At 38.0% G+C, this 26,718-nt stretch carries 19 protein-coding genes and 1 tRNA gene; 11 read left to right on the top strand and 9 right to left on the bottom strand.

Annotated features, from left to right (window positions below):
- Positions 1-75 precede the first annotated feature (75 nt).
- The 3 genes from LDB17_RS06810 to LDB17_RS06800 all read left to right on the top strand — a co-directional run bounded on the left by LDB17_RS06810 (position 76) and on the right by LDB17_RS06800 (position 3,022).
- The gene (locus tag LDB17_RS06810; RefSeq protein WP_252636733.1) at positions 76-1,074 is read left to right on the top strand and encodes a class II fructose-bisphosphate aldolase; all 999 of its coding nucleotides are present in this window, start codon (positions 76-78) and stop codon (positions 1,072-1,074) included.
- A 134-nt stretch (positions 1,075-1,208) separates the two neighbouring features.
- Positions 1,209-1,589 carry a BlaI/MecI/CopY family transcriptional regulator gene (locus tag LDB17_RS06805; protein WP_252636734.1) on the top strand — a complete coding sequence of 127 codons (381 nt, stop codon included), beginning with the start codon at positions 1,209-1,211 and terminating at the stop codon, positions 1,587-1,589.
- Between the two features lie 134 nt (positions 1,590-1,723).
- Positions 1,724-3,022, top strand: coding sequence for a M56 family metallopeptidase (locus LDB17_RS06800; protein ID WP_252636735.1), 1,299 nt, complete (start codon positions 1,724-1,726; stop codon positions 3,020-3,022).
- Positions 3,023-3,038: 16 nt separating this feature from the next.
- Here the strand turns inward: LDB17_RS06800 and LDB17_RS06795 are convergent, their stop codons facing one another.
- Positions 3,039-3,587, bottom strand: a complete 549-nt coding sequence (locus tag LDB17_RS06795; RefSeq protein ID WP_252636736.1) for a DNA-3-methyladenine glycosylase I — start codon at positions 3,585-3,587, stop codon at positions 3,039-3,041.
- Positions 3,588-4,055: 468 nt separating this feature from the next.
- Here LDB17_RS06795 and LDB17_RS06790 point away from each other — a divergent pair, with 468 nt between their 5' ends.
- The gene (locus LDB17_RS06790) at positions 4,056-4,484 is read left to right on the top strand and encodes a GNAT family N-acetyltransferase (RefSeq protein ID WP_252636737.1); all 429 of its coding nucleotides are present in this window, start codon (positions 4,056-4,058) and stop codon (positions 4,482-4,484) included.
- Between the two features lie 557 nt (positions 4,485-5,041).
- Positions 5,042-5,242, top strand: coding sequence for a helix-turn-helix transcriptional regulator (locus LDB17_RS06785; RefSeq protein WP_252636738.1), 201 nt, complete (start codon positions 5,042-5,044; stop codon positions 5,240-5,242).
- Between the two features lie 158 nt (positions 5,243-5,400).
- Here LDB17_RS06785 and LDB17_RS06780 read toward each other — a convergent pair whose 3' ends face one another.
- Complete coding sequence (locus LDB17_RS06780; protein ID WP_393924952.1) at positions 5,401-6,564, bottom strand: acyltransferase family protein; 1,164 nt, start codon at positions 6,562-6,564, stop codon at positions 5,401-5,403.
- 393 nt (positions 6,565-6,957) lie between these two features.
- Between LDB17_RS06780 and LDB17_RS06775 the strand changes: the two genes are divergently transcribed.
- From LDB17_RS06775 to LDB17_RS06765, 3 genes are all read left to right on the top strand, one after another.
- Positions 6,958-7,776 (top strand): endonuclease/exonuclease/phosphatase family protein, encoded by an 819-nt coding sequence (locus tag LDB17_RS06775; RefSeq protein WP_252636740.1) that lies wholly within the window; start codon positions 6,958-6,960, stop codon positions 7,774-7,776.
- 113 nt (positions 7,777-7,889) lie between these two features.
- On the top strand, positions 7,890-9,368 hold the full coding sequence (locus tag LDB17_RS06770; RefSeq protein WP_252636741.1) for a Gfo/Idh/MocA family protein: 1,479 nt from the start codon (positions 7,890-7,892) through the stop codon (positions 9,366-9,368).
- A 148-nt stretch (positions 9,369-9,516) separates the two neighbouring features.
- Positions 9,517-10,332, top strand: a complete 816-nt coding sequence (locus LDB17_RS06765; protein ID WP_252636742.1) for a sugar phosphate isomerase/epimerase — start codon at positions 9,517-9,519, stop codon at positions 10,330-10,332.
- 86 nt (positions 10,333-10,418) lie between these two features.
- Here LDB17_RS06765 and LDB17_RS06760 read toward each other — a convergent pair.
- Positions 10,419-10,489, bottom strand: a tRNA-Gln gene (locus LDB17_RS06760).
- 203 nt (positions 10,490-10,692) lie between these two features.
- Positions 10,693-12,339, bottom strand: coding sequence for a diphosphate--fructose-6-phosphate 1-phosphotransferase (locus LDB17_RS06755; RefSeq protein ID WP_252636743.1), 1,647 nt, complete (start codon positions 12,337-12,339; stop codon positions 10,693-10,695).
- Positions 12,340-12,730: 391 nt separating this feature from the next.
- Here LDB17_RS06755 and LDB17_RS06750 point away from each other — a divergent pair, with 391 nt between their 5' ends.
- Positions 12,731-13,075 (top strand): DUF3836 domain-containing protein, encoded by a 345-nt coding sequence (locus LDB17_RS06750; protein ID WP_252636744.1) that lies wholly within the window; start codon positions 12,731-12,733, stop codon positions 13,073-13,075.
- Between the two features lie 482 nt (positions 13,076-13,557).
- Positions 13,558-14,058: a DUF456 domain-containing protein gene (locus LDB17_RS06745; RefSeq protein ID WP_252636746.1), complete on the top strand. Its 501-nt coding sequence runs from the start codon at positions 13,558-13,560 to the stop codon at positions 14,056-14,058.
- 48 nt (positions 14,059-14,106) lie between these two features.
- Here LDB17_RS06745 and LDB17_RS06740 read toward each other — a convergent pair whose 3' ends face one another.
- Entirely contained in the window at positions 14,107-15,198 is a 1,092-nt protein-coding gene (locus tag LDB17_RS06740) for a hypothetical protein (RefSeq protein ID WP_252636748.1), read from the bottom strand.
- Positions 15,199-15,201: 3 nt separating this feature from the next.
- A complete protein-coding gene (locus LDB17_RS06735) occupies positions 15,202-16,320 on the bottom strand; it encodes an SPFH domain-containing protein (protein ID WP_252636749.1) in 1,119 nt (372 codons plus the stop codon).
- A 582-nt stretch (positions 16,321-16,902) separates the two neighbouring features.
- Between LDB17_RS06735 and LDB17_RS06730 the strand changes: the two genes are divergently transcribed.
- Entirely contained in the window at positions 16,903-17,862 is a 960-nt protein-coding gene (locus tag LDB17_RS06730) for a S9 family peptidase (RefSeq protein WP_252636751.1), read from the top strand.
- A 74-nt stretch (positions 17,863-17,936) separates the two neighbouring features.
- Here LDB17_RS06730 and LDB17_RS06725 read toward each other — a convergent pair whose 3' ends face one another.
- The 3 genes from LDB17_RS06725 to alaS all read right to left on the bottom strand — a co-directional run bounded on the left by LDB17_RS06725 (position 17,937) and on the right by alaS (position 26,546).
- Positions 17,937-19,784 (bottom strand): DUF349 domain-containing protein, encoded by a 1,848-nt coding sequence (locus tag LDB17_RS06725; RefSeq protein ID WP_252636753.1) that lies wholly within the window; start codon positions 19,782-19,784, stop codon positions 17,937-17,939.
- Between the two features lie 125 nt (positions 19,785-19,909).
- Positions 19,910-23,512, bottom strand: coding sequence for a tetratricopeptide repeat protein (locus LDB17_RS06720; RefSeq protein WP_252636754.1), 3,603 nt, complete (start codon positions 23,510-23,512; stop codon positions 19,910-19,912).
- 415 nt (positions 23,513-23,927) lie between these two features.
- On the bottom strand, positions 23,928-26,546 hold the full coding sequence (gene alaS, locus LDB17_RS06715) for an alanine--tRNA ligase (RefSeq protein ID WP_252636756.1): 2,619 nt from the start codon (positions 26,544-26,546) through the stop codon (positions 23,928-23,930).
- Positions 26,547-26,718: the final 172 nt, after the last annotated feature.

Below are 26,718 nucleotides of genomic sequence, written 5' to 3'. Positions count from 1 at the left end.
GATTTGTACACCTTGGATAGCAAAAAGGCATGAATTTCAATAAATATACATTATATAATAATAAATTTAACAACAATGGTAAGTTATAAAGACCTAGGATTAGTAAACACTAAAGAGATGTTTGCAAAAGCTGTAAAAGGAGGATATGCTATCCCTGCTTTCAATGTAAACAACATGGAACAATTGCAGGCTATCGTTCAGGCTGCTGCTGAAACAAAATCTCCGGTAATTGTTCAAGCATCAAAAGGTGCTCGTCAATATGCTAACCCTATTTTATTACGTTATATGCTACAGGGTGCTGTAGAATATGCTAAAAGTCTAGGTTGGGAAAAACCACAAATCGTGCTTCACTTAGACCACGGTGATACTTTCGATACATGTAAAGACTGTATCGATTCAGGATTCTCTTCTGTAATGATCGACGGTTCTCACCTTCCATACGAAGAAAACATTGCTCTAACCAAGAAAGTTGTAGAATACGCACATCAGTTTGGTGTAACAGTTGAAGGCGAACTTGGAGTATTAGCAGGTGTAGAAGACGAAGTTGTTGCAGAACACCATACTTATACAAGACCTGAAGAAGTAGTAGACTTTGCTACAAGAACAGGTTGCGACTCTTTGGCTATCTCTATCGGTACTTCTCACGGAGCAAACAAATTTACTCCTGAACAATGTACAAGAGATGAGAACGGTCATTTAGTTCCACCTCCATTGCGTTTCGATATACTTGAAGCTATCGAAAAAGAACTTCCTGGATTCCCTATCGTTCTTCACGGAGCGTCTTCAGTTCCTCAAGAAGAAGTAGCAACTATCAACAAATATGGTGGTGCACTTAAAGATGCAATCGGTATCCCAGAAGAACAACTTCGTAGAGCTGCAAAATCAGCTGTTTGCAAAATCAATATCGACTCTGACAGCCGTCTAGCTTTGACTGCTGCTGTTCGTGAAGTATTTGCTACTAAACCTGCTGAGTTTGACCCACGTAAATATCTTGGACCAGCTCGCGACAATATGAAAAAACTATACAAACACAAAATTGAAGCTGTGTTAGGTAGTGCAGGAAAAGCTGAATAAAAAGACTTTTATATAATATGAAAAGGGGGTTACTGATTGGTAGCTCCTTTTTTATTTTATGTTTTTTTAATCACAAACATCAAATAGTCTAAATAAATAGACGTATATTTATAGCCTATATAATTTTTTATATCATGCAACTAACGAAAGCCGAAGAACAAATAATGCAGATCCTTTGGACAATGGAAGAAGGTACTGTTCAGGATATATTAAAAAAGTTTGACGAAAACAAACCTGCACGTACTACCATCGCTACAATACTCAGCATTCTCGAAAATAAAAACTTTGTAGAACACCGTAGCGAAGGTCGCTCAAATATCTATAAAGCACTTGTAACAAAAGAAGATTATTCTAAAAAGCAATTGTTTGGCTTCGTTAAGAACTATTTCAACGGTTCTTTTTCCTCCATGGTTTCATTCTTTGCTAAAGAAACCAACCTCAGTATAGAAGAGATGGATAACCTCCTGAAAGAAACACGTGAAACTCTCGAAGAAAAAGATACTAACACTGAATAACGATGGAAGCTTTTCTTTTATATATTGTCAAATCGGGTATATGCCTAAGCATATTCCTCATCGTATATATTATCTTCCTCCGCCCTACTACCTTCTATAGATTCAATAGAATATTCTTAGTATCGGGCCTTATAATGTCATTCATAATACCGGCTGTCCGTTATACTTACGATGTATTCGTTCCTGCAGTAATGACAGTTGAAAGAACAATATCAGAAACAACCTATACCGTTCAATCACAATCGCCGGATATATGGACAATCCTCTTTATCGTATATCTGATGGGTATCTTCACTATATCGGGTCGGAATGTTATGGCATACAGAAAGCTTCGCTTGCTTGTAAAAAATGGTACACATGTGAAAAAAGACAATATTAATATAATAGAAAGTAAACAGATCAAATCGCCATTCTCTATATTAAACTATGTATTGTTAAATACTCAGAGCCTTTCCAATACAGAAAAAGAGCTAATTCTACAGCATGAAATCATGCATATCAATCAGAGACATTGGTTAGACCTCCTGTGCAGCGAGTGTATATTGCTTATACAATGGTTCAATCCTTTATCTTGGTTCTATGTACATCTACTAAAGGAAAACCACGAGTTTCTGGCCGATAAAGCAGTCATAGAATCGGGTATTTCTCCGGCAATATATCAGGCAGTACTTATCAACCAACGATTTCAGGGGCAGGTATTTTCTTTTACCAGCTCATTCAACGATCACAAACCGATCAACCGGCTAAATATGCTACGTAAAGAAAAAAGCTCGCCTTGGAAACGAATCTCTGCCCTTACTATTGTTCCTGTATTCGGAGTATTTATATGGCTTTCGGCTGTGCCCAATTACATCGTACAACCGATAGAAAATGCAATGATACCGATAAAGAAAGAGGGAAACCCTGACAAGCCTGAGATCCTTGTATTAAGAGCTAAGGACAGTATAAAAGTAGAATTGAAAGAAAAAGTCACCTTTACCAATGCCGAAGAGCTAGAACCTCTATATATTATAGATGGGATAAAGTCGCAAGATGGTATAAAAGATCTTAGCCCTGATGAGATAGAAAGCATATCTGTATTAAAAGACAAAACAGCAACAGACCACTTTGGTAATGATGCCAGAGGAGGTGCTATATTAATAAGCACAAAGAAAAAGCACAACACTCATATATCCGACTCTCTTGTTGTAACAAACAATAATTTGGAAAACAAAAAGGGTACTATATTGATTTTGCCATCAACAAAGAAAAGCGAAAAATCAAATAATTTGCCGGATCAACTATTAATACTAATAGATGGAAAAGAATCTTCGAAAAAAGATATGGACTCACTCGATCCAAACAACATAGAATCAGTGGAAGTACTTAAAAATAAGGATGCTGCTTCGGCGTATGGGAATAAGGATGTTATAAAAATAACATTGAAGAAGTAGTAGCCGAATAACCAGTCTACTTTTCCATCCACTTGGGATTATGCTTTCTTATCTCACAAAATATCGGACAGTCTTCATCATGAGCTCCCGGTAAATAACCCGTACTCATCAGAAATTCATTTACAATTTCTCCTCCTGTAAATTTAAATGTCTTCTTGAAAAGCTTCACCCACTCTTCTTTTGTTTTGGGGTGATGCAAATCTAACCAACCTTTGAAAGAGCCGAACTCTTTTTGCAACAGTAGAATCACATTCGCATTGTGTATAGCCGCATCTATTTTCAGTCGGTTTCTTATTATACCTGCATCATTGAGCAATCGGGTTCGCTCTTCATCACCATAGCTTGCCACGGTACTGATATCAAAGTTATTATAAGCATTCCTGAAGCCGGATTGCTTATTTAATATTGTTTCCCAACTTAGCCCTGCTTGATTGATTTCAAGCACCAAACGCTCGAAAAGCTCATTGTCATCCTCAATAGGAAAACCATAATGGTTGTCATGATACGTCCTATGCTGATCTTTTTCTCGGTGAGCAAGCCCTTTTATATAATCACAATAGCTCATTTTATTTCTTTCTATATTTCAACAAAAGTTCAGAATTGCTTATTCAGGCTACAAAATAAGGATTTTCTTTGTTAATCTGTTGCGCTAGTATTAAATATCGAAATTTCGGTTCTCCAAATATATAAAAGTGACATATCTTTAAAAACACAAACACCTAACTATATATAAGTTATAGGAAAAAAAGTAACAAAAGTAACACTTTTCAGGATGTTTTCTCCTGTTACCTTTTAATGTATCATCATACGCTCTAATGTACGAATCATAATATGTCAAAGACCCTTTATAATAGACAATTTTAGCATTAAAAAATAAAGATGCTATATTTGCAATACAACTCAAGTAATTAGTAAAAATTAATGTTGTATTGTAAAAAAACTCTGTGTTACTCTTTTTACTCTGTGGTAAAAAAAATAGATGAGAGCGAATGCGACAAGAATTCCTTTTTTAGAATTTAATGCTTAAATAGAGATGGTAGAAATAAAACAAATAAAAGAAGTAACACCGGATACAGTATCAGCCTTCTCCCGACTGATGCCACAACTTGCTCCGCATTTAAAAGCTCCTCAGATGGAGGACTTAAGCCATATCGTTAATGATAAAAACAAATATATTTTTATCGCTTCCAATCCTCAGATAGTGGGAACAATCACCTTAGTAATCGTAAAGATACCATCGGGAACAAGAGCCTGGATAGAAGATGTTATTGTAGACCAAGATGCCAGAGGGCAATCTATTGGCGAAAAGATGCTATTGCACGTTATCGAATTTGCTAAAAAGCTGAATGTAGCAAGTATCAATCTCACTTCGAGCCCAAGCCGCATAGCAGCCAACAAGCTGTACCAGAAATTAGGATTCAATCTCCGTGAAACAAATGTTTACAGAATAGATGTAGATTAAAAGACAGTCGGTAATTACATATTTAAAATTTCACAATTAAAAGTAAAATAAACTTGTCTTTTAGTAAAGCATTCTTTACATTTGAGTATTGATAATTCTATAATTTAATATTATTATGAAAACAAGATTTTTATTTCCGCACAAATGTAAGATAATTGGTCTATGTATTCTGCTGATGGGTATTTTAGTTGGATTTGTCTTTAATAATTATCTGGATAATTACTTAATAGTTGATTTAAGTTGGCTATTGGGAAGGTCTGGTTTCAATAAAGGCGAAGTAAATATAACTTTTACTCTTACTTGTTCATTATTAATCATCGGGGGAGTAATACTTGCATTTTCTAAGGAGAAAGTAGAAGATGAATATATAGCAAACCTTAGGCTAAGTTCACTCCTCTGGGCTGTTTTCATTAACTATTTGTTATTGTTTATTGCTGTTTTTACTGTTTATGGTCTGAACTTTTTGAATGTATTGATTTATAACATGTTTACAACTCTTATAATTTTCATAATACGATTTAATTTTTTGTTATATAAATCTTCAAAAAAGAAGAGTCGTGAAGAATAATATAAAAATAGAACGGGCAATTAATAATTTGACTCAGGAAGAGCTGGCTAAGATAATTTCTGTTAGTCGTCAAACAATTAATGCTATTGAGGCTAATAAATATGTTCCGTCAACAGTACTAGCTCTGAAGATTGCAAAGGTATTTGGGAAACCAATAGAAGAAATCTTCTTTTTAGAGGAAACAGACTAAGTAACTATTTAAATTTTATTCATTCAGATTTTTGGAGTAGCTTTCGATATGTTTTTCCTTTCACGAAGTGATAATAGCGGGCTATGTGATCTAAACTAAGGAAAGAGCATATAAAAGACAACCATAATAAAGTGTTTAGCTAAAACTTAAACAGGTTATTATATCTTTATATATATATGTTTCTTATACAAAACATTACCTACCAGCCATGCGACAAAAACAAAAATTAGTGCAAAAAGCAAGGATCCAAAATAATCGCCAAATACTGGTTGCAACAGATCGTTATATAAATAAGATTTCGGATTAGTCGTTGCCTCATTGCTGCTGAAATGTATTCCGTCTGCAAGAGTCGCCATAATGCCCGCTAGGACATATATAAACAAAGGATTCACCCCAAATGATTCGAAAAAGACCGACCACTTCTTATACCCCTTCACATCGATGATCCATATAAGCAGCGATAAGAAGGTAGCACCTAATCCACATGTAGTCAGAACAAATGTCGGAGACCAGATCTTCTTATTTATAGGACAGCCGTAACTCAACAGAAAGCCAGAAAAGGTAAGTATTGCACCTATAATAAACAAATGAAGCATCCTTTGTTGGTTATCTTTTGTTTCCATCAGTATTTTCCCACAATAAAAACCAATCAATACATGGCACACAGCAGGGATTGTGCTTAAAATACCTTCAGGATCGAGACCGAACTCTGTATAAATATGATTTAGACCCAAAATACTTTGATCTGTCACTGCTAGGATATTGTATCCTTCCGTAGCAAAGCCATTTCCGAAAAGTAAAAGCAAGAAATAACCAATCAGCCCGACTACAATTATATACGGTATATACTTATGTTTTATAAAGATAGCGATCAGAGATGTTATTCCATACGTAAGCGCCAAGCGTTGCATCACACCGAGAATACGCAGATGTTCAAAATTGGTGACGGATCTGCCCAGCCGTTCCCAAAATCCCAGATTATCGGCAGCTAAGCCATGGTATGTACCAAATGAAACACCCAACCAGGATAGACCTAAACCGATAAGAAATATAACGAATGTACGTTTCAGTATTTTTCTTAGCGTGGGCACAGAAAATTCAAAATTGAATTTGCGTAACGAGATAAAGGTAGAAATCCCCATAATGAACATAAAGAACGGAAAGATAAGGTCTGTGGGAGTAAGCCCATTCCACTCGGCATGTCTTAACGGTGCATATATATGCCCCCATGATCCGGGGTTGTTTACAAGTATCATTCCGGCGATGGTAATACCTCTCAAAACATCGAGAGATAAAAGGCGACTGCTAGCTTTTGCTTCCATTATATAGTTATTTCTAATAGTTTAGATCTAAAACAGCACAAATATAATAAACTAACAGAGCATACGCGCAAAAGTCAATTTATTTTATGAAGAGTTCCAAACTTTTCTTTTTTGTATTTTTTTCCCTTTGGACATAGAGGAAAATCTTTTATCGAGATCCGCGATTAACATTCAGTATGACAAATAAATTAAAAGTATACCGAAAGAAAGCAATTTTATATACCTTTGAATAATCATCCTGATTTGGTTTACTTAAAATCATTCAATAATTTATTAACCTAAGCCCAATTCCAAATGAAATTTATTGACAAAGCACTATTAATTATACTCTTCATTTTCATTATATGCTCACACAGTAAGGCACAATCTGTTGCGCCTATAGAACTGAAGGTCATGAGTTTTAACATCTGGCACGGAGGAGGCTCTTCCATTGGTGCAACAGGCAAAGTTTTTGTTGAAAGTCAAGCCGATATAATTGGTATTCAGGAATCAACACACAAAGGGAAAAATACAGCGGTTCATTTGGCTGATAGCCTGGGGTGGCATTCGTACGTTTTCGAAGGGCGAACCATCATTACAAAATATCCGATTGTAGATACCTCGGCAAACAATCACGGAGTAAAAATAAAGATCAATAAAGACCATTTTGTTTGGATGTTCAATGTTCATCTGATGTATTGCCCTTACGAGCCTTACCAACTGAATGGCATAGAGTATTGTGGCGGCCCTATACTCCACTCTGCAGAAGAAGCTATAGCCTCCGCTATCAAATCGAGAGGAAATACTGTAGACTCAAATATTGCCGATATAATAGAAGTTCGGAAAGAGGGTTACCCGATATTTCTCACAGGCGATTTCAACGAGCCCTCTTATCTCGACTGGACAACAAAAGCGGCTGATGCAGGACTATGCAAAACAGCAGTAGAGTGGCCTTCTACAAAGGCATTTTCAGAAAAGGGCGACATGAAAGATTCGTATCGAACATTCTATCCCGATGAAGTGAGAAAGCCGGGACACACCTGGACTACACTGCCTGAAACTACTGCATATAAAGAAGTTCTCGACCGTATCGATTTTGTCCTTTTCTCGGGTGAAAAAATAGAGTTGAAAAATTCTCAGATTGTAGGAGAAGAAAGCCCTCTGAGTGATATCCGATTTAAAAATTATCCTTCAGATCATAGAGCAGTTTTAAGCACTTTTGTACTTAAGTAAGTTGGGCGGGTTGCTTGTTGGCAGTCCGATATCTTACAGGTGATATGCCCATCATCTTTTTAAAAAGGCGAGAATAGTAATATTATGATCAAAAACCTTTAAACAACTATTATATGACTTCTCGTAGAAATTTTATTAAAAAATCAGCCATAGCCGCTGCAGGTTTATACATTTTCCCATCAAATGTTATCAGCGGATTGGGACATAAAGCCCCTAGTGACAAACTAAATATAGTGGGTGTAGGCGTAGGTGGAAAAGGACATCCTAACCTTGTAGGAATGAATACTGAAAATATAATAGGTCTTTGCGATGTAGACTGGGCTTATTCTAAAAACTGCTTCAATGACTTTCCGAAAGCAAAGCGTTACAAAGACTGGCGGAAGATGTTTGATGAAATAGGTAAAGAGATTGATGGTGTAATGATATCTACCCCCGACCATACACATGCCATCATAGCAGCAACGGCATTAACGATGAACAAACACGTTTACTGCCAGAAGCCATTAACTCACTCAATATACGAAAGCCGTCTGCTAACTCGCTTGGCTGCCAAATATAAGGTAGCTACTCAAATGGGAAATCAGGGAAATTCAGGCGATGGAGTACGTCAGATCTGCGAATGGATATGGAATGGAGAAATCGGCGAAGTCCGTGAAGTGCATGCCTGGACAGACAGACCGATATGGCCGCAAGGCTTACAGCGTCCGAAAGAAATAGTAAAAGTACCTTCAACTTTGGACTGGGACAACTTTATAGGGCCTGCTCCTTTCCGCCCTTACAACCCCGTGTATACTCCTTGGAATTGGCGTGGCTGGTGGGATTTCGGCACGGGAGCTTTTGGCGATATGGCTTGTCATGTGCTCGACCCTATCTACCAAGCGCTAAAACTCGGTTATCCGACCAAGATACAAGGCAGCTCTTCCCTTATCAATACCGAATCTCCGCCTCAGAGCGAACAGGTAGAATTTACATTCCCATCACGAGACAATATGCCTAAAGTAGCAATGCCCGAAGTAAAGGTGTATTGGTATGATGGCGGGCTTTTCCCTCATCGTCCCGATCTGCTCCCCGATGGAACCGATCTTATGAGAGATGGGCTTGGCGGCTGTTTATTCGTAGGCTCGAAAGATACGCTGCTAACTGATTGTGGTGGTTTTAATCCTCGCTTGCTATCGGGACGTACACCGAATGTTCCTCAAACCCTTCGACGTGTTCCGGGTGCTACAGGATATTCTGACGGATATCATGAGCAGGATTGGATCAGGGCTTGTAAAGAATCTGCAGACAGTAGGGTTGAAACATCGAGCAACTTCGGATATGCCGGGCCATTCAACGAAATGGTCTTACTTGGTGTTCTTGCCATACGCTTACAAAGCCTGAATAAAATTTTGAAATGGGATGGAGAGAAAATGAAGTTTACAAATATAGGTGCAAACGAAGAATTAAAAATTGTATCAAAAGATAGCTTCCGTGTAGAAGACGGGCATCCACACTTTGAAAGAGAATATATAACATCAAATGCGCAAGCCACCGCTGCTGAATACATAAAGCATACATATAGAGATGGATGGGCTTTGCCTGCGATGCCTTAAACTTAGATATCAAGAGTATACCAAGGATGATTTAATTCGATAATATTCATATCTTTGGTATACTTTTATATTCTTTCGTACAGGAATATTATACGTACGAATCGAGAAACGCCCAAATTATAACTACTTATTTTTAATACGGAACAACATGAAAAATTTAAAGCTTTTATTATTACTCTTCTCATTATGTTTTATCGGATGTAAAGAAAGGGCAAAACAACCCGAATGGAAAATGGGTATTCAGACATATACATTCCACAAATTCACGCTGATGGAGACACTTGACAAAACAAAAGATCTGGGTATCCACTATGCCGAAGCATTCTTCTCTCAGGCTTTAGGAAAGAATTTTCCTGATACGGCCTATCTGAACTTTGATTTGTCGGAAGAAGCAAAAGCACAGCTGAAAAAGGAATTTAAAGACCGGGATATTACCTTATATGCCTTCGGAGTAGCATCGTATGATACGAATGAAGAATGGGAACGGTTCTTCAGTTTCTCGAAAGACATGGGAGTACATACCGTGACATGTGAACCAAAATTGGAACAACTTGACTTTGTTGAACAACTTGCACTCAAATACAATATCGAAGTAGCCATACATAACCACCCCGAGCCTTCTGTCTATGCAAATCCGGATGTACTTGTAAAAGCCCTCGAAGGACGAAATAAGATAATGGGCGTATGCGCCGATATCGGACACTGGAAAAGGACAGGAAATGATCCTATAGAGGCTCTTAAGAAGCTTGATGGCCGAATAAAGGTTGTACACATGAAAGACCTGAACGAAGCAATGGAGGATACAACATGGGGAACAGGAGTATTGCAAGTAAAAGAAGTAATCAATGAACTGAAAAGACAAAACTTCAACGGGCTTATTTCTACGGAATACGAAAGTTTTGGGGATTCTCAAATAGATGATATCAAGAAAAGTCTTGAATACTTTATACTGAACTCAAAATAGTAGTGACAACGCAAAAGAAACAGTAAGGGTAAAAATAAGAAAAGAGCTGCATATCAAAATATGCAGCTCTTTTCTTATTTTTGTAGTTGTCTCACAAGGATTCGAACCTTGAACGACTGAACCAAAATCAGTTGTGTTACCATTACACCATGAGACAATACCATTTGCTTCAAAAGCAGTGCAAAAGTAGAAGTTTTTTATTAATAAACAAAGCTTTTCGATATGTTTTTGTTGAATTTCTTATAAAAGAAGACTAGTCTCACTGGATTATTGACACAACAACATCCCTAATCATTTCATAGCCAACAAAAAAGAGGCTGCAATGAAATTACAGCCTCTTGCTAAAATATTTTGAATATTTTATCTTCCTTGTTCCAGTCTTAATGTAACTGTAGGTTGGTCGCAAACTTCTGATGGTCCGAAGAACTGGATTGGTCCCGGATATACAAACTCTGTTCCAACAGCCCACTCTTCACGATGTGCAGCAAAATATTGGAATGGTGCTCCATCAAGTTTCACTAAAGCTTTCTGGATTACAGGTTTCATTTCGCCATGACGACGCTCCATGTTCATCATCATTGTTACAGGCACACCTCCGGCAATCCATTCGCTAGCAGGCGCTGTTGTGTTGCGCACAGAAGACATATAACCGGTCTTACCTGCAGCGATAAGAGCAGCAGCAGTGTATCCTAACGAATAACAATAATCTGAATCGTAGTTTGACGGAGTTGCACAACGTCCTTCGTAACCGAAGAAGTGCTCCTGAGCAGCAAACTTACCTTTATATTTACCGGCAGCTTTCATTTCAGCCAGCTTATTACCTACCATTTCAGCTAGTAGCTTTTCTGTTTCGATAAGAGAAACCTGTACGTTTCCGTGAGGGTCACGATCTAAAGTCAACTGACGAGCTACACCCGAAGGCAAGCTTGCGAATATTTTCGCATTTTCGGCAGACAGGTTCTTTTGGATATATGCAAGCTGGTCATCTTTAGGTACAGCATTGAATTCACGTTGGTGATGTGCCAAGAAGTCATTCAATTCTGAAATAAGACCTTTCATTGCAGGAATAAATTCGATAAGGCCTTCAGGAATCAATACTGTTCCGAAGTTATTACCATTTTCTGCACGTTTAGCTACAACATTTGCTATATCTGTAACGATATCATCCAAAGACAATTTTTGAGCTTCTACCTCTTCTGAGATAATACATACGTTTGGTTGTACCTGAAGAGCACATTCCAATGCGATATGAGAAGCAGAACGTCCCATTAGTTTGATAAAGTGCCAGTATTTGCGAGCAGAGTTACAGTCGCGTTGTATATTACCGATAACTTCAGCATATACTTTACATGCTGTGTCGAAACCGAATGAAGTTTCTATCATTTCGTTTTTCAAGTCACCGTCAATAGTTTTCGGACAACCGATTACCTGAACACCTGCATTGATTTCTTTATAGTATTCAGCAAGCACACAAGCATTTGTATTCGAGTCGTCACCACCGATAATAACAAGAGCCTTTATATCTAGTTTTTTCAATATTTCAAGACCTTTGTCAAATTGCTCTTTGCTTTCGAGCTTTGTACGACCAGAACCGATAATATCAAAACCTCCTGTATTACGATATTCATCGATAATGTCGGCTGTAAGTTCTTTATAATCGTGATCAACTAAACCGCCCGGGCCCATTAGGAATCCGAAAAGACGACTGCTGACATTCATATTTTTTATACCATCAAAAAGACCGGCGATAACGTTATGACCACCAGGAGCTTGTCCTCCAGAAAGTATAACTCCTACATTGATAGCAGGTAAGCTTACCTTTTCTGAAGTTTCTACAAACTTGATAGTCGGCATCCCATATGTATTAGGGAATAACTTTTTCACCTCTTCCTGATCTGCTACGGATTGAGTAGCTGCTCCTTCCTCAACTTTTACAGAGCCATACAATGCTTTTGGCATTTTAGGGTTATAAGCAGCTCTTGCAATTTGTAACGCACTTTTTTTCATTTGTTTTTATTGATTATATATAGTTTAATATTCTCATTTTTAAGGCACGCAAATTTCGTCATTTTTTTTGATATATGAAAGAGATTAATTCTCATCAAGGAGGATTTTTACTAACCTCTTCTTATATTTTTACTTATTTTAAATTTTTGATATTTTTTGATGACTTTTTATTACTCTTTTCTACCTTAAAAGTTATTTCATTCGCATGCATATTATTTAGAGGTACCACGACTTTCATTTTGAAAGCACAAACAAAGAAAAAAACAGACAACACGAATAGATAATATCACATTTAACCATATTTAACTATATATTTGTAACTTTTTGTCACTAAATACGTCTTATATATAAAGAAACAAAAGTATCTTTGTATAACTAAATAAATAAAGCCATGAACCTAAAAAAATTATTATTATTCGCAGTTCTACTTTTATCATTGAGCATATATGCTAATGATCCGGAAACAGTGATGTTCAGCAATATAGAAACAACTGAAACAGGTTGCGTAAAGGAATTCTTGTTATGTGACAAAAACACCAACGCCCCTTTAACCAAGACGGTTTATAACTATGATGCTACCGGACGTATGCAAGAAAAAGCGACTTACGAATGGGATGGAGCAAAAGGATGGATCGGTGTTCAAAAATATGAATATAGCTACGATAAAAACAATCAGCCAACAGCTCCTACCCTATACAAATGGGACAATAAATCTAGCAACTGGTCAAAAAAATAAAACTCTCCAATAGTCGGAAAAGTGGAAGCCTTGCATAAAATGATGCGAGGCTTTTTTTATTACTTTTCATTTGCTACCTTAACGTAAAAAGATAAAAGTATAAACTTAAAAAAATGACCATAAACGATGTTTTCTCATCTGATGCATCATCATATTTCTGAATAAAAAATGACCTTTTAAAAACTTTTTTGCCTGTTCTATGTTTAAATACTAAAATATAACAGGAGAATGTGACGGTAAGAAAATGAGGAAAACCATTGAAGATTGTACAATCCTAAATTATTAGTACAAAGCCCACAAGACTCAATCGAAGTCTTGGTACAGTAAAAAAGGAGTCGAATAGAGTATTAAAAAAGAGAGAGATCATAAATATGGTCTCTTTTCGTTCATATTAATAATGAATAAATACAACAATACTCTGAATGATATGCTTTTAGAATCAACCATTTAAACAAAATTACCAAATCTCATAACAAAACAATATGGCTCTTGACTTTATTCTTATTACAATCGGAACAGTCCTTGTCATCATCGGGATTATCGGGTGTATTTTACCCGCTTTACCGGGAGTTCCGCTAAATTACATCGCAATTGTTTTGCTACAATTTACCTCCAAAACCAATTTCTCCACAGAATTTCTTGTTGCTTGGGGTATAATTATCATAATCGTTCAACTATTAGATTATTACATTCCTATTTGGGGCACGAAGAAACTGGGCGGAGGGACGTATGGTGTATGGGGAAGTGCTATAGGAATGGTGCTAGGTCTTTTCATCTTTCCTCCCTGGGGTTTTATTATCCTCCCTTTTGTCTGCGCAGTAATAGGAGAAATATTGGATAATAAAGAGTTTAGTGTCGCACTGAAGGCGGGCTTTGGCGCCTTTATTGGCTTCTTAGCCGGAATCATAATGAAACTAGTTGTTGCAATTATCCTGTCTTTCTTTTTCTTTAGAGAAGTTGTCAGGTACTTTATCAACAACTAGATATACAATTCAGGTTATAGCTATACTGTCCTACAACTGACACGTTTATCATCCATAATTATTCACGAACCAAATAAACAGAGCCAATAATATAAGACCCGCTGTAATAGCCAAAGCTATTTTAGCAACACTATATGGTCTATCGCCTGTTACACGTCCCGTACGTGCATTCACAAAGAAATGATATAGCTTGTTATTATATGCATAAGACGACATATACACAGGTAACAATATCAACTTGAACTTCACATCGCTAAAGGACATCCTTTTAGAATGTACACGTTGCCTATCACCTCCGATATCTTGACAAATAGCATAGTCAATATCCGACTCCATCTTACTTTTGGCAGCAGCATATCCGGTTTGCATATTTATATTATACTTCTCTGTAATAAAGCCACTAAGAAAGCGATTATCAGCCTCTACCATGTTCATCATATCCCAATTGCTGATCTCAGTCATCACTTGTGTTGTGATAATCTTGGATGCAGGAATCATAACATCGTCGAAGAACAAAGATATATGTCCGCTAACATCACTCCAACGTGTGCGTGTCTCGGTACGACGATTTTTACCGACTCCTACCGTGGTGGTATAATCATCTCCTCGTTCGCCAGTATAATCCGTCTCGGTCTGAGCATCGTAAGTCCAACAAGGAATATAAACACCCTGTTGCCTACGATCGTACAAAGCCCTCGACTTTAATTTATTTGGAGCAAACCATCGTCTGGATATCCAAACAGACATATAGCTCCCGATCTCATTATCAGAAATCTTGAATGGCAACAAGTACGATGGCTGAACAAGGCGTTCCTCGTAGGCATCGGACTCAATAAGCGGTGTTGCACAATAAGGACACTCCACAGACTTCATGCTTTCGTCGAAGGTAGATTCTGCACCGCAAGTACGGCAACTGATTACTTTTGTCGCTTTAGTGCTTAGAGTCTCAGCCTGCTCTGCATACGTATCAAAATCAAGTTCCTGTACGTCATCAACCTTTTTACTATTGATGGGAGTATCCATCCCACAATAATCGCAGTGAAGAAAATCTGTTCCCGGTTTGTATTTAAGAGCAGCACCACATTGCGGACATTGATATGTGTCGCTACCATTCAATGTAATTTGAACGTTATCTGCCATATCCTAATCTTGTTTTGGCAGAGGAGGAGGTGTCATTGTCCAAAGGTCTTGCAAGTCCGGCTGATTTCCTGCCGGAACCCAATCTGCCAATCCGCTTTTCCAAACCAAAGTATCACGGGTCAGTGTATTGCTCTTTGACAGCTCTACTAATGCAGCCTTATCAAAAGGACCTGCTTGCTGTCCGTTCACAGCTACGTAGTAAGATGCTGCACCCGGAAGTGGTGGTGGCACAGCTTGTCCCGAAGCGCTCTGGTTAGCTTGATGTGTCTGATTAGCCATCGACTGTACCATCTGATTGGCCATTGCCATACCTGCACCAAGCCCGACTCCCATACCGGCCGTACCCGAAGGGTTTTCGGCAGCCGCTTCCATAGCCTTTGCAGCCTTCATTTTGGTCAGTTTATCTAAATCTATTTTATCAAGGCGGCTAAGTTCGAATATCTCTTTCTTCACCTCATCAGGCATAGAAATATTCTCTATCAGAAATTTGGTTACATCCATACCGTATGCACCAAAATCATCCTTCATATATCCGAATATAACATCCGAAAGTTCATTCAGATTAGCGGCATACGATTCTATCGGCAAATTTGACTCTGCTGCTGCATCCGAAAAGCGGGTAACAATAATACTCTTTAGTTGTTCTTTGATATTATCGGTAGTAAAGGTCTGATTGGTTCCAACGATCTCCCTAATAAACACAGGGGCATCGGTGATCTTGAATGAGTACATCCCAAATGCCCTTATTTCAACCATTCCAAAACGGTTATCATTTAATATTATGGCATTTTTGGTTCCCCATTTCTGGTCTATAAAATTCTTTGTACTCACAAAATAGACTTCTGCCTTGAACGGACTATTAAATCCATACTTCCATCCTTTCAGCGTGGTGAGTATCGGCAGGTTTTGAGTGTTAAGCGTATAAGTGCCGGGAGTAAAAGTATCAGCGATTTCGCCCTCATTTACAAATACGGCTATCTGTCCTTCGCGAACAATCAGTTTCGCATTGTTTTTTATTTCGTTGTTGTACCTCTCAAAACGATATACAATAGTATCTTGCGTATTATCTAAAAATTCGATAATATCTATTAATTCATTTCTTAGCTTATCAAAAAGTCCCATACCTGATATTTTTTGAGTTAATATTCTTTCTTCAAAAATATATTATTTTTATCATTAAAAAGCAGTTTTACAGCTTTTTATTTTTTTTCTTCAAGTTCGTATTACGATCTCATATTCAGCAACCAAAGTAATTTTCTCAACACAAAAAGTAACAAAAGTAACAGGTATCAGCATATTATTTATTGTCACTTTTTCCCTCAGATGAAGTTACTCTTAAAGGTGACTGCTTCTATATTAGACAATTTTTATATATAAAAATCACAAAGGAAAGATTGCTTTAGGGATATAAGCGATAAAAAGAGATTACTGTCGTGTTTCTTGTCATCCTTAACTCGAAGAATCGACGGAGTCAACACATAGTGAAGCATCTCTTGATGATAAGTCGAGACCCTTCGTTACAGCCAGAAACAACGATCGGTAGAGCCAATGACATGCAACCGTAAAGGTTTTATATTACACTCAGTATATTTTCTCACATCAAATCGCAGCTAGGTTTTTTAATAATGGGAGTGTAACCTTTTTTATATATGCTGTGTCCTATCATTATAAAGAATAAAAATATAACTAAAAAACACAGAAGATATGATTAATAAAAATACTATAATAAATTACTTTAAAAACATTGAAGGATTAAGCTATATACTATTTCTTAATCGAAGAGTTTTCATTCTGCTATCACTTTTAACCTCATTAAATCACATAAAAGCTCAATCGCAGGAAGTTACCACTGAGAACATCAGATTTGAGAGCGAGGGAATAACTCTAGCCGGCACGATCTACACACCTCAACATTCAGATGCTGCGGTAGTTTTAGTACATGGTTCGGGGCAGGAGCATAGAATGAATGAATTTGCATCCCTTTTAGCACAAAATGGAATTTCAGTATTAACCTACGATAAGCGAGGAGTAGGTGAATCGGGTGGAACTTATATGGGTCCGGAGGTGGGCACGAATAATGTTGACTCCTGCAATCTTACACTATTAGCTAAAGATGCAAATGCTGCCATAAATACACTTCTTGAGCGAAACAAGAACATACCAATTGGTTTAGTTGGCTTTAGTCAGGCAGGATGGATCATTCCTATTGCTGCAAGCAATAATTCATCTGTCGATTTGATGGTGCTGTTTAGTGGCCCTATAATTTCAACACTTGAGCAACTACGATTTCAGTTTTTCACAAATGGTAACCCTGATTTTTGGAATTTCCATACCGAAGCTGAGGCTCGTGAAAGTTTGCATCACAATAGTCGCTTTGATGAGCAGTATAAAATAGAATCTTACAAGTTTATCGACACAGACTCTTACGAAACTCTAAGCAGACTTTCAACTCCGGGGCTTTGGCTTTTCGGGGAGAAGGATATACAAATCCCTGCAAGATTATCAATAGAACGTCTAAATACACTCAAGGTTGAAGGCAAACCTTACGAGTACTGCCTATTTTCAAAATTGGGACATAATCTTACATTCTCGGACTCCAGCGAGTCTGTTCGCATCGCTATCCACTGGATTAAAAACAGAAAGTATTATATAAAAAATAAATGACAGACACTGTATAAAAACAAAAAAAGGTTGTCCATATCAGACAACCTTTCTTCTCTATGTATTTTCAATAAATTCTACTTTTCCAATTCGTTCAGGTTCTCATCAAGAGCCTCTATTTTCTTAACAAGCAATTCCATTTCTTCTTTCAGCTTTTCAATCTTATTATTTACATCCTTCAACAGTCCGCTTGCCCCTTTAGACGAAATAGACAGGAAGTTCATGTTGTTTTCATAAGTCTGAAGATCTGATTTTACTTTATTGTACTGATGCATCAAATGATCACGCTCTCTGTACAAAGCTCTCTTAGGGTTATCCTGTTTTGATATGTCTTTTATATTCGATTTGAAAGATTCGAAACGACGTTCTGTCTTATCCACTTTCAGACGATCATAATGAGCATCAACAGCCTGATGGAATTCTTTATAAATTTTATCCTTTTCTTTGAATGGAACAAAACCGATTTTATGCCATTCGTCAGCTAACTCACGCACCTTAGCGATAAGCTCGGATGGATCCAAAGACTGATCAACATTTTTGATCTTCTCTATTATTTCTTTTTTAGCAGCCAGATTATCCAATTCTTCGCTCTTCTGAGAAGACTCATTCTTCTTCTTTTGTTCGAAGAAATAATCGCAAGCCGTTACAAATTCTTTCCATATAGCATCCGAATATTTGCGAGGCACAGGCCCTATAGTCTTCCACTCTTTCTGTATAGCAATCAACTTATCTGTTGTGGATTTCCAGTCTGTACTGTCTTTTAGGGCTTTTGCTTGTTCTGTCAATGCACGTTTCTTGTCCAGATTTTCGTCCATTTCGCCTCTCACACCCTTAAAGAATTCACTCTTCTTTTCGAAAAATGCATCGCACAACGAACGGAACTCTTCAAATATCTGATTATTTACTTTTTTAGGAACAAAACCGATTGTCTTCCATTTAGCTTGAAGCTCTATCACTTCCTTGCTCTTTTCATCCCATTCTTTGAAAGAAGTCAAAGTAGAATAATCTATGTTTTTCAAGGCATCACAAATTGCAGTCTTTTCAACCAGATTTTCTTCTTCTCTACCTTTCAGTGACTCGAAATGAGTCTGATATTTTTTATTTATAGCTGTAGAAGCATTCTTAAATCGAGTCCAGATTTCTTCTCTTAGTTCTCTGGCAACAGGACCTATCTCGCGCCATTGCTGATGGAAATTCTGCAACTGATGAAAGGCTGAAACCGAATCAGTATCATCTATCAGTTTTTCTACCGACTCGCAAATCGCATTCTTAAGTTCAAGATTCTTCTTGAAGTCATAATCACGAAATTCATTGTTGATCTTTATCAGATCATAAAACTTCTCTGTATATATTTGGTAAGATTTCCACAAATCTTTCTCTTTCGACTGAGGAACCAAGGTTATATCATTCCATCCCTGCTGCAAGTCTTTAAACTCTTTATAAAGCTTATTGAAGTCATCAGAACTTTCAGTCAAGTTCTTAATTGACTCTATTATCTGAAGTTTTTTATTATAATTTTCTTCTTTAAGATTTTCTTCGGCTGCTGCCTGGCTTGCACGCTTTTCTTTCAATTCACTCAAGAAAGTTTTCAGCACATCTTCACTCGGATCAGGTGCAGGAACAAATGCTTCGGCATCGTTTCCGGCTTCAATAAATTCGGCCTTTTGCTCTTCTATAGCAGCAGAACGCAACTTATAAAAAGCTTGCTTAAGCGACTCTACTTCAGCTCTTGAAGGAATTTCAGTTTGTGCGGTCAAGTTTTTTAATTTTTCAATTATTTCATCTTTGGTCAAAGATACTTGCTTTGCCACCGAAGTCTCTGTAGATGTTTCCGATTGCTCTTTCGCTTCCTCTTCAACAGATTGGTTTGTAACTTCCTCTGGTAGATTATTTTCTGGCAATTCAGGATTTAGGTTCTCGTTCATATAGTTAGTTTTTAGGATGAAAGGCATAGCCTCTAGTAATTCATAAGGCAAATTAATGATTTTTTTTTGTTATTTCAACTATCAGAGCACACCTTTTTTAGTTTTTGATGCCAAAAGGTCATTTTTCACCTTTTTTCTTTCAAACGCTGCTTTCTTCTTTCTTCCGCTTCGCGCTCTTTTTGTTTGCGTTCCTGTTCTTTAACCTTCTCTTTTTCCTTCCGTTCTTTTTCGCGCTGGCGCAGGCGTTCTTTTTGTTCACGTTCCTTTTGCTTACGGTCTGCCTCTTTCTGTTTACGGGCATCTTCACGAGCCTTCACTGCAGCTTTGGCTGCATCTTCTTTTTGCTTCTCTTCCAGTCGTTTTTGTTCCTCAGCTTGCTTATTCGCAGACTTAATGGAATCTTCGAGTGCTTTTTCTACATTCGCTATCGAGTCTGTTCGGGCTTTCTCTACGTTGTTGATAGAATCTAAGCGGATTTTTTCTATTGCTTTTTGTTGTTTTTCTTGTTCTTTACGCAACATCTCTTCTTCCTTAAGTGCTTGTTTTTCCTCTTTTGTCAGTTTTTCCCGATTCTTGTATCGGTCAAACAAACTCTTAATACCATCAACAGGATTGCTGACAACATTAGATATATCATCTATAACGTTATTTATTTCTTCGGCTTTTTGTAATTGATCTTTCGACAACAAGTCATCCCCTGTTATCTGTTTATCATTTACTTTCGTTTCAGGTTGTTTTTGTGCAGGCTTTTCAGGCACGACAGGTCTTTGGGGTATAATAACTGGTTCTTTTGCTAGTTCTTCAAGCTCTTTAGCTTTACTCTCCTCTTTAGCCTCAACAGCTTCTGCTATTTCTACAGGCTGGGTAGATTCCATATATTCCTCACCTCTCCATGAAGCTATCAACTGAGGGAATTGTTCTGAATAATGCTCTCTAAAGTATGCCATGTATTGCTCTAAGCCAAGCCGAGGAAGCACATTGATATAATTATCTGTTGATATCGGCACTACAAGAATTGCCGTATCGAGATGCTGTATGAGCCCTTCTTTACTATATGCTTTTGAGAGATATGACCTTATAGCAGCAAAAGAATTAAACCCTTTCATCTGCAATACCTCATACGGCGGATCTGTATCGAAGCTCAGGTCGAATGTCTGAATAACATAATTGGTAAAGTTATAGTCGGCCACCTGATAGAGTAATTCGTTTCGGTCTATCGTCTTTGGTTTAAACATGAGCATCAACACATAAGGGACATCCAATGTATCGGAATATTGTAATATCTTCCCTTTAGAAGCCAATAAAGAATCTGCACCCTGATAAGCCTTGCTCCAGTCGAATCCGGTGACAGGAGAGCCATCCGACAGTAATATTTTTCCACTTTTCAGGCGTTCGAGAATATCACTCGCTAAAGGAGTAATATCAGACTTCGGATACTTCTTCACTAAACCCGTTAAGCTCGCTTCCAAGTTGCCTGCATCACGTACCTGAGCATAAGTCAATGCATTCAGTAAAGTAAAATTAGGCATCAGGTCAGTGAACGGATATTTGGTATTCATTGCCGCATAGTTGCGCCTTACAGTTTCCACATCTGCCTGTTGGTATGCTTTATAAGCTTCGTTGTAGAGCGAATCCTGCAAGCTAGCCATATGACGGAAATTCCATTCATAGTCGGGTTGAGAAACAGGACCTGCGTACTTACCCGATGCAAACTCATTCATCAGTCTAGATCGGTATGTAGCCATCATATTATTATCTCCCAAACGCATATAAATAAGGAACAGTTGATAGTAAATTTCTTCCAGATTAGGAGTATTGGGGAAGCGGTGTATATTTGTATTAAAGGCATCGATAGCCAAATCCATATCTCCCAGCTTATCTTTATATATCAGCCCCATCTTATATAAGGCATCCTCGATAAGAACATTCGATTCTTTTATTGCCTCAGGAGTAAGAGGTAATTGTTGCAGATAATACTCAACAGAATATTCATCATCAACGGCATTCTTTGGTTTGTTGAGTTCTTCATTCTGAGCTTGAAGCTCCTTTATCCGATGTGTTTCTGTATTCAGAGAATCGGTTTCTTGCGCTGTATCTACCTCATCAAAGATTCCTGTAGATCGCTTATTACGTCTGCGCCAATCATCTTCCAGCTTACGATTTCCCCATTGTTGTTGAAATGCTATCTTACCCTGATTTACTGCTTGTTCGTTATAGAAATAGAATGTAGCTGCACCTTGCTGTGTAATAACAGGGGGGGCTACTGGCGTCTTGTTAGATTGGTCAAACAGTTGTTCATTTATATCATCCCACGACGATATACGCTCCTGCCGTTCTTCGATCCGCCTTTGGGTATCCTCTTCTTTTTGTCTTTTTGCTTCTTCTTTTTTAAGATCTTCTATTTTTTCATTGATAATGCGAAAACGTTCCTCTTCGGGAAGTTGAGCTATATATTGCAAACTATCTTGTTCTTCTACTACTTTAACATGTACAACCAGCTCATCTAGCACACTCGACCTTAAAGCTACCTTCGGATAATCGTGATGAGATTTATTCAATTGAGGCAAAGCTTCTGAGTAACAAGGTTGAGCCAAGACAAATTTGCGCTTAAGAAAATATAGGTCTCCGAGTTTTATCTGGGCCATTGCCTTATCGTATCCGTTACGAACACTCTCTTTTACTCCTTTTTTATAGTTTTCAAGAGCCTTCAAGGTATCTGTTTTCTCAAGATATATATCTCCCAAAGTAGTATATATCTGATCGAGATATTCTTTGTTTCGCGTCTTCTTAGACATACCCGACAATATGGATAATGCCTTTGTCTTTGCCGGAGAGTCATCCAGCTCTATTTGTCTGAGTTGTGCATTGAATGTATACTTATAAGGTGTACTCATACCCTTAACAGACGCGAACGCCTTATCTGCTTTGGCTTTGTCTCCCTGCTGAGCATAAAGCTGCCCCAAAAGATATTTCATGCGGGTCTTTTGATGCTTGTTCTTTTCGCTCTTTATGGCTATCTCCAATTGAGATATGGCAGCATCATACTCATTATTATAAACCAGATAATTGGCTTTCACCAATGCATAAAAACCTTTATGCTTTTCGGGGGCTCCTCCCGCTATCTCTATTTTATGTAAGATATCTCCGGCTTCATACATCCATCCCATTTCGGTATATGCACGGGCTATCCACAACTGACATTCAGCTACAATCTCGGGATTGGTACTGTATATCTTAGTTATATACAGGAAGGTACTGACAGCTTGCAAATAGTCTCCATCCTGAAATTCAGCTTTCGCCAGCAACAGCCATACCTGATCCATAAATGGAGTATATTCTTTTTGACGAATCCACGCCTGATATTCGGCATCGTTGCGCCTATCGGGATCACGCTTAGGTTTTGCAGTTATCGAATGCAGCTTGATTGCTTTGGTTGTTTTGTCTATCGTGGTTGTAAAATTTCCGGATGACGTAGTAAGGGAGTCTGTACTTTTAGGGAAAATATAGACCAATTGCGAAAGATTGTCTTCCCTCCCCTTCTCTTTTGCTTCGAGGGCTTCTTTGTACGCAATATCAGCATTGTAGTGTATATTATAGCGTGTATTCACCGAATGGTAAAAACGTGTCAAGGCGGTGTTCTTCTTGTTAGAACATGACGATGTGATAAGGAGGATAAACAATACACCAAATCCTATGTATAGTGTACGTACTAGATTATTTTGTGACACGTATAAACCAACAGCTGATTAATCATATATAAAACACAAAAATAAGCATTTTATTGTTTTATATCCTATCATCACTTTTGAGCAAGTCTTCAATCGTCAAAATCTAGATTTAATCTTTTTCATTATACCCAAAAGTATATATACTATCCATATACGAATACAGAGATAGTGAAGCCCAAAAGAATGGTTACCAAGAGCTAAAAAATAGGCTTTCAACTATACAAACTTAACGTATACAGATATAAACCAGTACGAGCACAAGGAAAAGTACAGCAGATACAATTAACATCGCTTTTCTCATATTCATTTATGGTATTAGGATTTCTACGAAGATATAAGATTTTAGATAAATAGAAACAAAAAGAGCCAAAATTTAACTTTCGGCTCTTTCTATATTAGAATAAAGGATATCTCCTTATTTTATCTTTTCTATTATTTCGTTCAAAGCCTTTGTCAAACCTTCGGTATTTTTACCACCGGCTGTAGCAAAGTGAGGTTGACCTCCACCTCCACCTTGGATCTGCTTAGCGGCATCACGTACCAGTTGGGATGCATTTAACCCATGATCCTTTACTAGGTCGTCACTTAGCATAACAGTAAGTAAAGGTTTTCCTTCGTATTCGGTAGCTCCTACAAAAGCTGTATTTTCAACAAATTGTCCTTTTATCTGGAAAGCTATATCTTTCACAACTTCAGCCGGAAAAGGACCATTTAATACATAGAAGTCAATGCCATTTATAACCTGCTTTTTCTTTATCAGAGCATCTTTAATCTGAACGGTCTTTTCCTTTACATATTCTTCAACGGTCTTCTTCATTTCGGCATTTTCCTCAAAGAATTTACGAAGAGCCTGAGTCAGGTTTGGTGTATTGTTAAACAGGGATTTCACCTCTGTCAATATATCTTGTTGAGCATAAAAGTAGTCTTCGCAAGCCTCAGCCGTAATTGCTTCTATACGGCGAATACCGGCAGCGATCGAGCTCTCGTTGATAATACGGAACGAACCGATACGTCCTGTAGAAGAGATATGAGTTCCCCCACAAAGTTCTACTGAATCGCCAAAGCGGATTACACGAACATCTTCCCCATACTTTTCGCCAAAGAGAGCCATCGCACCCATTTCTTTCGCTTCGGCAATAGGTACATGACGCATTTCCTCACGAATGATGTTCTCTCTGATCTTACCTGTCACATAACGTTCTACTTCACGAATCTCCTTGTCTGTCAACTTTTGGAAATGAGAGAAGTCGAAGCGAAGAACAGACGGAGAAACATACGACCCCTTTTGTTCTACGTGACTACCCAGTATTTCACGCAGGCCTTCGTGCAACAAGTGCGTTGCAGTATGGTTGCACTCTGTTGCAGTACGGTTCTTCAGATTGATACGGGCTATAAATGTAGCTGTCAGATCTTGAGGAAGCTTATTCGACAAATGTACTGCCAGATTGTTTTCACGCTTTGTATCCGATATTTCGATTGTTTCGTCATCGGTTGCCAGCCAGCCACTATCACCTACCTGCCCTCCCATTTCTGCATAGAATGGAGTGCGGCTCAATACAATCTGATAGAACTCGCTATTCTTTTGTTTTACCTTGCGGTAACGTAATATTTCGGTTTCACATTCAGTGAAATCATAACCTACAAAATCAGTATCTCCATCTTTCAATGTCACCCAGTCTTCTGTTTCTACTGCTGCGGCATTGCGGGCACGGTCTTTTTGTTTTTGCATCTCTGCCTTGAAGCCGGCTTCATCTACAGACATACCATTCTCTTTCAGAATCAGCTCTGTAAGGTCGAGAGGAAATCCGTATGTATCATACAAGGTAAAGGCTTCAATACCGCTTAGTACTGTCAATCCTTTTGCTTTTGTATCAGCTATTTGCTTGTCGAGCAGCTTTATACCTGTCTCTAATGTACGCAAGAAAGACTCTTCTTCTTCCTTCATTACTTTTTCAATCAGCGTCTGCTGTTGGATAAGCTCAGGATAAGCATCTCCCATTGTTTCGATCAATGCAGGAAGCAGCTTATACATAAACGACTTGTGCTGATCAAGGAACGTATATCCATAACGAACGGCACGACGAAGGATACGACGAATCACATACCCCGCTTTGGCATTCGATGGCAACTGCCCGTCTGTTATAGAAAATGCGATAGTACGCACATGATCGGCTATCACACGCATCGCAATGTCTTTCTTCGTATCGTCACCGTATGTAGTGTTAGCCAACTCGCCAAGAGCCTTTATTATAGTCTGGAATACATCCGTATCATAGTTCGATATCTTACCTTGAACAGCCATACACAAACGTTCGAATCCCATCCCTGTGTCAATCACTTTGGCAGGAAGCGGATCAAGCGACTTGTCGGCTTTACGGTTGTATTGCATAAACACGAGGTTCCAGATTTCCACAACCTGAGGGTCACTCTGATTCACCAAAGTAAGCCCATCTACTTTCGCACGTTCTTCATCCGAACGCAAATCTATATGTATTTCAGAGCAGGGACCACAAGGACCTGTGTCACCCATTTCCCAAAAGTTATCTTTCTTGTTGCCATTGATAATCCGGTCTACCGGTAAATACTTTTCCCAATAGGCTGCTGCTTCATCGTCACGAGACAAGCCTTCGGAAGGGCTGCCTTCGAAAACAGTAACATAGAGACGGTTTTTATCTAATGCCAAAACTTCTGTCAGATATTCCCACGCCCATTCGATCGCCTCTTTTTTGAAATAGTCTCCAAAAGACCAGTTTCCAAGCATTTCGAACATCGTGTGATGGTAAGTATCGTGTCCTACCTCTTCCAAATCGTTATGCTTCCCACTCACTCGAAGGCATTTTTGAGAATCGGCTACACGTGCATACTTGATTGGCGCATTACCCAGAATAACATCTTTAAACTGGTTCATACCCGCATTAGTAAACATCAGTGTAGGGTCACCCTTGATCACCATCGGTGCCGATGGTACAATTTTGTGCTCTTTAGATGCAAAGAAGGATTTAAACGATTCACGAATTTCTTTAGAAGTCATCATATTTTTAAAATTAGTAAATTAGCGAATTAGCAGACATCGGATACACTCCTAACTGTTTGCTAATTTTCACATTTTCATGTTGCCACATTAATTTCTGTTTCTTTATTATAATCAATTTGCAAAAATAGCGCAAAAACTTTACTTTTGTCGAACTCGCGAAAATAAAAATGAC

Origin of the sequence: Dysgonomonas sp. Shenzhen-Wh21 (genome assembly GCF_043392705.1) — a bacterium.
In the GTDB taxonomy this organism is placed as follows: Bacteria; Bacteroidota; Bacteroidia; order Bacteroidales; family Dysgonomonadaceae; genus Dysgonomonas.
Note: the sequence above shows the minus strand (reverse complement) of the source record. Positions and strands in the feature narration are given on the sequence as shown.